The organism is Kribbella sp. NPDC049584, assembly GCF_040675555.1.
GTDB lineage: Bacteria > Actinomycetota > Actinomycetes > Propionibacteriales > Kribbellaceae > Kribbella.
The window spans coordinates 1322129-1330413 of sequence record NZ_JBFAPF010000001.1 but is presented as its reverse complement, the minus strand read 5'-3'; the positions used below and the strand labels follow the sequence as shown (position 1 = coordinate 1330413).

The following is an 8285-nucleotide window of genomic DNA, read 5'->3' as shown; positions in this document are numbered from 1 at the left end:
CGGGCCGCCACCGCAACACCAACCGCAACCGGGCCCATACTCCCAGCCGGGGCAGTACCCGCCGCCCCCCCCCCCCCCCCCCCCCGCCCCCCCGCCCGGGGGGGGGCCCCCCCCCCCCCCCCCCGCCTGGGGGGAGGGGGCCTGGGGCGGTGACCTTGCGGTCACATCGCCGGACGGGCACGCAGCTCGGGCGCACAGGGCGCGGGCGGCTGCTGCTTAGGCGTGCGCTGGAACCAGAACGGACGCTGGAAGTCGCGCTTGATGCGGTCCTGCCGGTACTTGATCTCGGCCCGCACCGCGTCGGTCGAGTACATGAACATGATGTCCTCCGAGCTCCTGTCGATGACTAGACAGTGCGCTCCTGAGGAGGCCCCCCACATCCGCACAACTCCCTATGCCAAGGGCAACTAACCCCTTAGGTGGTGGGACACCGACTGGGGACAGCCCACGGTGACTGTGCACATCCAATTGCTTATCCAAGGTCACCACCGGGTGTCCAAGGTTCATCAGAGCGGCCCGAGCGGTCGCGGCGTGAAGCAGCACGCGCCGGATCAGCTGCGGTACGTGAGGCTTAGTTCGTAGTGGTTCGGGTCCAGGAGTTCGTCGGCGTGTTCGGCGAAGTGGTCGTTGGCGGTCCAGCTGGTGCGGGTGGTGTGGAGGAACCAGGTGCCGGCGGGGCGGTTCAGGTGGCCGGCTTCGACGGGGGTGAGGGGGCGGCCGCGGAGGCGTTGTTCGCAGTGGTCGAGGTAGAGGCCGGCGCGGTTGAGGGTGACGCTGATCGAGTCGTTGTCCAGGCCGCGTTCGGGGAGGTCGCGCAGCGCGTCCAGCGCCGGGATCCGGCTGCGTTCGAGGGAGATCGCCGTACCGTCGGTCAGCTGCCGGACCCGCTCGATCACCACCACCTCCGGCGATTCCAGACCTAGCCGGGATGCCAGCCTGGGATCCGTCGAGCGTTCGATCCGTACCGTCCGCATCCGGGTCTCCACGCCCTGCTCGGACAGGGCATGCGTCCACCCGAGCCGCCCGTCCAGCGGCCGCCCGTCGAACAGCACGTACGAACCCTTGCCGGTATGCGTCGCGATCAGCTGCTCCTCGGCCAGTACGGCGAGCGCCGCGCGGACCGTGTTGCGGCTGACCGAGAACCGGCGAGCCAGCTCTACCTCTCCGGGTAGCTGTGCACCACGCCGTACGACGCCGGACTTGATCTCCCGCGCGAGCACCCGTGCGACCCGCTCGTGTTTCAGGGAGATCCGGCGCATCATCGCAACTGCTCCACGTGCACGATCTCGATCATCGGTGCGTACAGCCGCATGATGTCGATCGCCTTGCGATGGTTCTCGTCGGTCGATCCGGCACACGCCTCCTCGACGACCTGGACCTGTACGCCGGCGTCGACCGCGGCCAGCGCCGTACTGATCACGCAGCAGTCCGTCGTCACCCCGCCGAGGACGAGCCGGCCGTCCGCCGCGGCCGCCAGCTCCGGACCCCACTTCCCGAAGGAGATCTTGTCCAGAGTGGGAGCGCCCTTGAACTCGTCGACCAGCTCGTACTCCGTCGCGTCGGGAGACTGCAACGCGAAGGGAAACTCCTGGTAATAAGGCACCCAGGCACCGAACGGTTCCTCCGGCGCCACGAACCGGGTGAAGACGACATCCGACCCGAAGATCTCCAGCAACTCCTTCGTAGGCGCGATCACCCGTTCGAAGCCCGGGGTCGCCCAGCCGGACTCAGGGTCCGCGAAGATCCGTTGCAGGTCGATGAGGGCCAGGACCATCAGGCGCTCGCCTCCTGCCGGCGTACTGCGGCCCCGCGGCCGAACCACTGCACGAGGAAACCGATCACGAGCGCCGCCAGTACGCCGAGGTTCGCGTACGCCCACGCGCCTCCCTTGCCGCCGAGACCGAGCGGCCCGAGCAGGTAGCCCTGCCAGGTCAGCCATGACGCCAGCGTGTTCGTGACCAGACCCCAGCCGATGCCGGTGGCAACGAGCATCGTGGCCACGGGCAACCACTGCACATCGCCGTACCGCCCGTTCGGCCGGTAGAGGTCGTCCTCGGCGTAGTTCCGCCGCCGGGCCGCGATGTCGGCGAGCATGATCCCGCACCAGGCCGCGATCGGTACGCCGAGCGTGATCAGGAACCCCTGGAACTGGCCCAGGAAATCGCCGCCGTAGAAGACGACGTAGATCGTCCCGGCGATCATCACCACCCCGTCGATGAACGCCGCGACGTACCGCTTGACCGGCAGGCCGAGCGACAGCAGCGCGAGGCCGGACGAGTAGATGTCGAGTACGGCGCCACCGACCAGGCCGAGCACCGCGACGATCACGAACGGCACCAGGAACCACGTCGGCAACGCGCTTGCCAGCGCACCGATCGGGTCCGCGCCGATCGCCTTGCTCAGGTCCGCCGACGAACCGGCCAGCAGCAGACCGAAGACCAGCAGGACGACGGGAGCCACCGAGCCGCCGAACGTCGTCCAGCCGACCACGCCGCGACTCGACGACTCGCGCGGCAGGTACCGCGAGTAGTCCGCGGCCGCGTTCACCCAGCCGAGTCCGAAGCCCGTCATCAGGAACACCAGTGCACCGATGACCGCCTGCGACGAACCGCTCGGCAGCGCGGACACCGTGCTCCAGTGGATCTGGTCGGCGACCAGGATGATGTAAACAACGGTGAGTACGCCGGTGACAACGGTGATGACCGTCTGCGCCCGCATGATCAGGTCGAACCCGAGTACGCCGCAAGCGACCGTCAGCAGACCGACCACGACCAGCGCGATCACCTTGGTGAGGTTGCCGCCGCCCCAGCCGAGCCGCTCGAACACGGTCGCGGTCGCGAGCGTCGCCAGGATCGTCAGCACGGTCTCCCAGCCGACCGTCAGCAACCACGACACCAGCGACGGCAGTTTGTTGCCTCGGACACCGAACGCGGCGCGGCTGAGCACCATCGTCGGCGCCGAACCGCGCTTGCCGGCCAGCGCGATCAGCCCGCAGAGCAGGAACGAGAACACCACCCCGATCACGCCGGCGATCACCGCCTGCCAGAACGAGATCCCGAATCCGAGCGCGAACGCGCCGTAGCTCAGCCCGAGCACGGAGACGTTCGCTCCGAACCACGGCCAGAACAGCTGACTCGGGCGGCCCTTCCGGTCCGCGTCGGCGATCACGTTCAGCCCGTTGCTCTCCACCTGGAGCGCGCGGGTCTGCTGCACCTCGAGCTGGTCAGCCATGGTGTCTCCCCACCGGAGTGGACCTGTTCAGTCCTGTTCAACCACGGTAAGCCTGGGTGTGAGAGTGGTCAACACTGCGCGGTTGCCGAAAACTGAGGCCATGCTGACTGAAGCGGTGGACGGATTCCGGCTGGCGTACGACCGGATCGGCGAGGGCCCGGCGGTGGTGCTGCTGCACGGATGGCCGGGGGATCGCACCGATTACCGGCTGCTCGCACCGATGCTGGCGGAGCGCGGCTTCGACGTGGTGGTGCCGGATCTCCGCGGGTTCGGTGGGTCGGACGCGGCCGACACCGACCCCGCGCAGTACGGCGTCGCCGCGCAGGGGCGGAGCGTGGTGGGTCTGATGGACGAGTTGGGGCTGGAGCGTCCGGTGCTCGCGGGGTACGACGTCGGCAGCCGGATCGCGCAGGGGATCGCGCGAACCCAGTCGGAGCTGATCGACGGCATCGTGATCGCGCCTCCGCTGCCGGGGATCGGCAAGCGGGTGTTCTCCGAGCAGGCGCAGGCGGAGTTCTGGTACCAGGCGTTGCATCGGCTGCCGGTGATCGAGGAACTGATCGACGGGAAGCCGGACGCGGTCCGCTCATACCTGAACCACTTCTGGACGCACTGGTCCGGGCCGGGATTCGAGCCGGAGCTCGATCACTTGGTGGATACGTATTCACAGCCGGGTGCGTTCACGGCGTCGATCCAGTGGTACCGGGCCGGTGCCGGGTCGGTCGCAGTGTCCGCGGCCGAGACGGCGCCGCCGTTGTACGACCGGATCGCCGTACCGACAGTTGTGCTGTGGCCTGAGTTCGATCCGCTGTTCCCGCGGGCGTGGTCGGATCGGGTCGACGACTTCTTCAGTGACGTCCGGGTGCGGTACGTCGATGGCGTCGGGCACTACGCGCCACTCGAATACCCGGAGGTCCTCGCGGAGGAGATTGTCGGACTAGGCTGAGCGCATGACCGAGCTGGGGATGCCGACGGTGCGACCGGAAGTCGGCGCGCTGGCGAAGCTCGCGCCGGAGCCGGTCCGGTACCTGCTGAACTGGGGACGCAAGTACTCGCTCTGGGTGTTCAACTTCGGGCTGGCCTGCTGCGCGATCGAGTTCATCGCCGCGTCCATGGGCCGGCACGACTTCATCCGGCTCGGCGTGATCCCGTTCGCGCCCGGACCGCGGCAGGCCGACCTGATGGTGGTGTCGGGCACCGTCACGGACAAGATGGCGCCGGCGATCAAGCGGCTGTACGACCAGATGCCTGAGCCGAAGTACGTGATCTCGTTCGGCTCCTGCTCGAACTCGGGCGGCCCGTACTGGGACTCGTACTGCGTGACCAAGGGCGTCGACCAGATCATCCCGGTCGACGTGTACGTGCCCGGCTGCCCGCCGCGGCCGGAGGCGTTGCTGCAGGGGATTCTCAAACTGCAGGAGAAGATCGCGGGCGAGGCGCTCGCCGACCGGTACGAGGAGCCGTCCGCGGCGGCGCTCACCCGCGGCCTGGTGCAGCCTTGAGCGCCGATGCACTGGAGGCGCTGACGAGTGCCGGCATCACCGCGACGTCGACGGACAGCTTCGGCCCGACCACGATCGACGTACCGCCGGAGTCGTGGGTGGCGGCGCACGAGGTACTGCGGGATACCGTCGGGCTCACGTTCTTCGATTTCCTGAGCGCTTCGGACGAGCTGGCCGATGGGTTCCGCGTGGTGTCGCACCTCGCGGACTTCTGGGGTGGGTCGCACGTCGATCATGTGCTGGTGCGGACGCTGGTGCCGCGGGACAAGGCTGTGCTGCCGACGCTGTCCGAGGTGTACGCCGGGGCGAACTGGCATGAGCGCGAAACGTTCGAGATGTTCGGAATCAGCTTCGACGGCCATCCGAACCTGATCACGCTGCTGCTGCCGGACGAGTTCGAGGGCCACCCTCTCCGCAAGGAGTTCGTCCTCGCGTCCCGGGTCGCCAAGCCGTGGCCCGGCGCCAAGGAACCCGGCGAATCCGACCACGCCCCCGCCGGCGCGCCCAGCCGCCGCCGCACCCTCCCACCCGGCGTCCCCGACCCCGAAACCTGGGGACCCCGCCCACCCGGCTCCCCGGACCCAGACCCGCTCGCGGCCGCGCAGGCAGCCGCAACTCCCGCGCGCCCCCGCCGAGCAGCAGGCGCAGGCGGGGAGCGCCGCGCGCGCCGCCAATCCCCACCCGCCGACGCGGCTCCGGCGAGCCCCCCGGACGCGCCGCTGGGCGAGTCGTCGTGATTCCTTCGGCTGAGGAGTTGGCGCGGTACACGTTGGAGCGTCAGCATCCGTTGACCCGTACGTGGGTCGACGACGCGCGCCGGCTGGCGATCCTGGCCGAGGAGCATGCGGCGCTGGACATTCTGCTGGCCGAGGACCTGGAGATCGCGACCCAGCGGACCGCGCGTTTGGCGCCGGGGAAACCGGTCGAGGCGATGCTCAACCGTTGGGTTGCCGTAGGCAACGACCTCCAGGTGATGTTCAGCATGCGCTTCGAGAACATGAACGTCGCCAGACCGTTCGTCGACGCTACCCCGATGAGCCGCTCACCCCAGCCGAGCGACCTACCAGCGCTCGCCGAGGCAGCCCAGGAGTACTACGGCGTCCACAACCCGCTCTACCTCCGCCTCTGGAGCGCGGAGGCCGGCATCGACGGCACCGTGCCCGACCGCCGCTTCCTCGCCGCACCGATCAGCGAGCTGCAGCCACACGACGTACCGCCCGGTCTCGCGCTCCGCCCGGCGAAGAGCGTCGAACACTACGACGAGGCGCGCCGCGCGTACGAAGCCGTGGACGCGGACCACCCGCACCACACCGAAGAAGCGACCATCCAGGACCTCGAGGATCTCGAGGAATCCGCCGCCGACGGTCTGCTGTTCGAGATCACGGTGAACGACGAATGGGCCGGGTACGCCGCCGCCATCATCAAGCCCGACGACGCCCTAGGCCTTCCGGCGTACGTCGTCCTCGAGCTCATCCTCGCCAAGCACCATCGCGGCCACGGCTACGGCCCCCACCTGAGCACCCTCCTCGCCCAGGCCCTCCCCGACCCGACCCGCATCTTCATCGGCACCATCCACTCCGCCAACCACGGCGCCCGCACCGCCGCCCTGACCGCCGGCCGCCACGACGTAGGCGGCTGGGTCCAACTCCCGCTGCCTCAGGACTGAGCCAGCCGCTCCGTCGGCTGCCCGGTGAGGTTGGCGATCAGCTCGAAGTCCTTGTCCAGATGGAGCAGGATCAGGCCGGTCTGCTCCGCGGTGGCGGCGATCAGCAGGTCTGCCACCGAAGGCGCTCGGTGCTCGCCCGCGGATGCGAGCTGCGCCTGAATGACGACGGCGCGACGCTCAGTCGCTGGGGTGACGTTCTCCACTGGCATAGCTGCGACGGGTGGCTGCTGCAAGAGAGAGCGATGCTCGTCCGCGGATCGCGCCGAGAACCCGAGCTCCAGCAAGGTCATAGTGGTGACATGTACGAGCCCGCGATTGATGCGGCTCGCCCATACCTCCCAATCGGGAGCCGTGCTGAGACGTACAAGTGCGGACTTGTCGATCAGCCAGCGCCGAGAGTCGAGAGTTGGTGTCATGACCAGGCCTGGGCCATGACCTCGGGGTCCTCCAGATCGCGAGCCAATTCAGAGAGCCGTTGAAGGTCCGCAAGGGTCACAGCAACCTCGGAGCGCGCGGCTTCCTGGCTGAGCTGCCGACGCAGATATTCGCTCCTGGACAGACCTAGGTCAGCTGCTCGATGGTCGATGACCGCGAGCACCTCATCGGGGACATCGCGGATGAGAACATCGCTCATGGTGGTGTCACCTCCCTCTCGATAGCTAACGATATCAGGCGTGTGGCGGCGTGTGGTAGAAGACGTCTTCGCGGGTTATGTGGCCGGACTCCACGGTGCAGAGGGAGAGTTTGGTGGTTTGAGATTGGGCGCCGGTGGTGGTGTTGCGTTGGGTGAAGGTCAAGCGGGTGGCGAAGTGGTTGGAGTGGAGGAGTGGGCCTAGGGTCTCGACCGTCAGGTATTCGACGTTGGTGTTGAGGCGGCGGGCGTTTTCGCGGATGGCGTCGACGCCTTTGAGTTCGGTCGCGGATTCGAGTGGGGCCGTGCGGATCACGTCGGGTGCCAGGTAGGCGAGTGCCTCGTCCAGGCGGCCGGCGGACAGTGCGTCGACGTACCCCTGGGCGACCTCGGCGGTGGAGGGGATGCGGAACTCGTCCGCGTGCTCGCGGGTCCATTCTGCGAAGGTGAGGGCTGGGCGGCCGGTTAGTTCGGCGACTGTGGTGGTGACGGGTTCGGGGTTGTCGACGAGCGAGGCCCAGTAGCTGACGGCGCTGGCGGCGAGGGCTGGGTCCGCGCCTTGGTCGAGCATGGCCTGACGGGCCGCGTCCTCAACGAGTGGTACGACGTGCATCTCCTTGCCGACGGCACGGGCGATGGTGGCGACCTGCTCGGCCTGGGTGAGTGCCTCGGGGCCGGTGAGTTCGTAGATCTGGCCGACGTGGCCGGGGTTGACGAAGCTGAGTACGGCGACCGCCGCGATGTCGCGCTCGTGGATCATCGACCGCGACGCCTCCGGGTACGGCAGCCGCAGCGTGTCGCCGGCGCGGAAGTCGCCGGCCCAGGCCTGAGCGTTCACCGCGAACCCGCTCGGCCGCAGGAACGTCCACGCCTTGCCGGCATCCCGCAGCAACTGCTCGACCTCACCCCAGACCCCACCCTCGGCGGCGCTGAGCGACGACAAATACACGACTCGCGAAGGCAACAACGGGACGATCTGCGACGCCCCGTCCGCGCTGAACGACGGCCACAGCAGGAACGCAGCATCGACGCCGGCCGCAGCCCGTCGTACGGCGCCGACGTCGTGGACGTCGCCCTGGATCAGCTCGACGGCGGGCGGGAGGCCGGCGAGTTCCGGCGTACGGACGAGAGCGCGAACGGTCACCCCCGCCGCGCGCAGTCCGGCGACGACATGCCGGCCGACCCGACCGGTGGCTCCAGTGACAAGTACGGTAGTCATGACCCGATCCTTCGACCTCAACGTTGGTTGAGGTCA

Annotated in this window: 11 protein-coding genes; 4 read left to right on the top strand and 7 right to left on the bottom strand. The window is 68.5% G+C overall.

Annotation, left to right across the window (positions count from 1 at the left end):
* Positions 1-161: 161 nt before the first annotated feature.
* The 4 genes from AB0J62_RS06705 to AB0J62_RS06690 form a co-directional block, all read right to left on the bottom strand.
* A complete protein-coding gene (locus AB0J62_RS06705) occupies positions 162-320 on the bottom strand; it encodes a hypothetical protein (protein WP_363865117.1) in 159 nt (52 codons plus the stop codon).
* Positions 321-551: 231 nt separating this feature from the next.
* Entirely contained in the window at positions 552-1262 is a 711-nt protein-coding gene (locus AB0J62_RS06700; protein WP_363865115.1) for a GntR family transcriptional regulator, read from the bottom strand.
* A complete protein-coding gene (locus tag AB0J62_RS06695; RefSeq protein WP_363865113.1) occupies positions 1259-1774 on the bottom strand; it encodes a cysteine hydrolase in 516 nt (171 codons plus the stop codon). The genes AB0J62_RS06700 and AB0J62_RS06695 overlap by 4 nt, the downstream gene beginning before the upstream one ends.
* Positions 1774-3231: a cytosine permease gene (locus AB0J62_RS06690; protein ID WP_363865111.1), complete on the bottom strand. Its 1458-nt coding sequence runs from the start codon at positions 3229-3231 to the stop codon at positions 1774-1776. Before AB0J62_RS06690 ends, AB0J62_RS06695 begins: the two co-directional genes overlap by 1 nt.
* Before the next feature lie 100 nt (positions 3232-3331).
* Between AB0J62_RS06690 and AB0J62_RS06685 the strand changes: the two genes are divergently transcribed.
* Genes AB0J62_RS06685 through AB0J62_RS06670 form a run of 4 tightly spaced genes read left to right on the top strand, consistent with a single transcriptional unit; the run spans position 3332 to position 6399 of the window.
* The gene (locus AB0J62_RS06685; protein ID WP_363865109.1) at positions 3332-4177 is read left to right on the top strand and encodes an alpha/beta hydrolase; all 846 of its coding nucleotides are present in this window, start codon (positions 3332-3334) and stop codon (positions 4175-4177) included.
* A gap of 4 nt (positions 4178-4181) precedes the next feature.
* A complete protein-coding gene (locus AB0J62_RS06680; protein WP_363865107.1) occupies positions 4182-4733 on the top strand; it encodes an NADH-quinone oxidoreductase subunit B family protein in 552 nt (183 codons plus the stop codon).
* Positions 4730-5470: an NADH-quinone oxidoreductase subunit C gene (locus tag AB0J62_RS06675; RefSeq protein ID WP_363865105.1), complete on the top strand. Its 741-nt coding sequence runs from the start codon at positions 4730-4732 to the stop codon at positions 5468-5470. The genes AB0J62_RS06680 and AB0J62_RS06675 overlap by 4 nt, the downstream gene beginning before the upstream one ends.
* Positions 5467-6399 carry a GNAT family N-acetyltransferase gene (locus AB0J62_RS06670; RefSeq protein WP_363865103.1) on the top strand — a complete coding sequence of 311 codons (933 nt, stop codon included), beginning with the start codon at positions 5467-5469 and terminating at the stop codon, positions 6397-6399. The genes AB0J62_RS06675 and AB0J62_RS06670 overlap by 4 nt, the downstream gene beginning before the upstream one ends.
* On the opposite strand, the gene AB0J62_RS06665 is transcribed toward AB0J62_RS06670, so the two are convergent.
* Genes AB0J62_RS06665 through AB0J62_RS06655 form a run of 3 tightly spaced genes read right to left on the bottom strand, consistent with a single transcriptional unit; the run spans position 6390 to position 8249 of the window.
* Positions 6390-6815, bottom strand: coding sequence for a PIN domain nuclease (locus AB0J62_RS06665; RefSeq protein ID WP_363865101.1), 426 nt, complete (start codon positions 6813-6815; stop codon positions 6390-6392). The two genes, AB0J62_RS06670 and AB0J62_RS06665, sit on opposite strands and share 10 nt — an antisense overlap.
* Positions 6812-7033: a ribbon-helix-helix protein, CopG family gene (locus AB0J62_RS06660; RefSeq protein WP_363865099.1), complete on the bottom strand. Its 222-nt coding sequence runs from the start codon at positions 7031-7033 to the stop codon at positions 6812-6814. The genes AB0J62_RS06665 and AB0J62_RS06660 overlap by 4 nt, the downstream gene beginning before the upstream one ends.
* A gap of 34 nt (positions 7034-7067) precedes the next feature.
* A complete protein-coding gene (locus AB0J62_RS06655) occupies positions 7068-8249 on the bottom strand; it encodes an NAD(P)H-binding protein (protein WP_363865097.1) in 1182 nt (393 codons plus the stop codon).
* Positions 8250-8285: the final 36 nt, after the last annotated feature.

What these genes read in the sequence shown, in the direction of transcription:
- AB0J62_RS06705 (WP_363865117.1), bottom strand. Translation starts at nt 320, where the DNA reads ATGTTCATGTACTCGACCGACGCGGTGCGGGCCGAGATCAAGTACCGG.
- AB0J62_RS06700 (WP_363865115.1), bottom strand. Translation starts at nt 1,262, where the DNA reads ATGATGCGCCGGATCTCCCTGAAACACGAGCGGGTCGCACGGGTGCTC.
- AB0J62_RS06695 (WP_363865113.1), bottom strand. Translation starts at nt 1,774, where the DNA reads ATGGTCCTGGCCCTCATCGACCTGCAACGGATCTTCGCGGACCCTGAG.
- AB0J62_RS06690 (WP_363865111.1), bottom strand. Translation starts at nt 3,231, where the DNA reads ATGGCTGACCAGCTCGAGGTGCAGCAGACCCGCGCGCTCCAGGTGGAG.
- AB0J62_RS06685 (WP_363865109.1), top strand. Translation starts at nt 3,332, where the DNA reads ATGCTGACTGAAGCGGTGGACGGATTCCGGCTGGCGTACGACCGGATC.
- AB0J62_RS06680 (WP_363865107.1), top strand. Translation starts at nt 4,182, where the DNA reads ATGACCGAGCTGGGGATGCCGACGGTGCGACCGGAAGTCGGCGCGCTG.
- AB0J62_RS06665 (WP_363865101.1), bottom strand. Translation starts at nt 6,815, where the DNA reads ATGACACCAACTCTCGACTCTCGGCGCTGGCTGATCGACAAGTCCGCA.
- AB0J62_RS06660 (WP_363865099.1), bottom strand. Translation starts at nt 7,033, where the DNA reads ATGAGCGATGTTCTCATCCGCGATGTCCCCGATGAGGTGCTCGCGGTC.
- AB0J62_RS06655 (WP_363865097.1), bottom strand. Translation starts at nt 8,249, where the DNA reads ATGACTACCGTACTTGTCACTGGAGCCACCGGTCGGGTCGGCCGGCAT.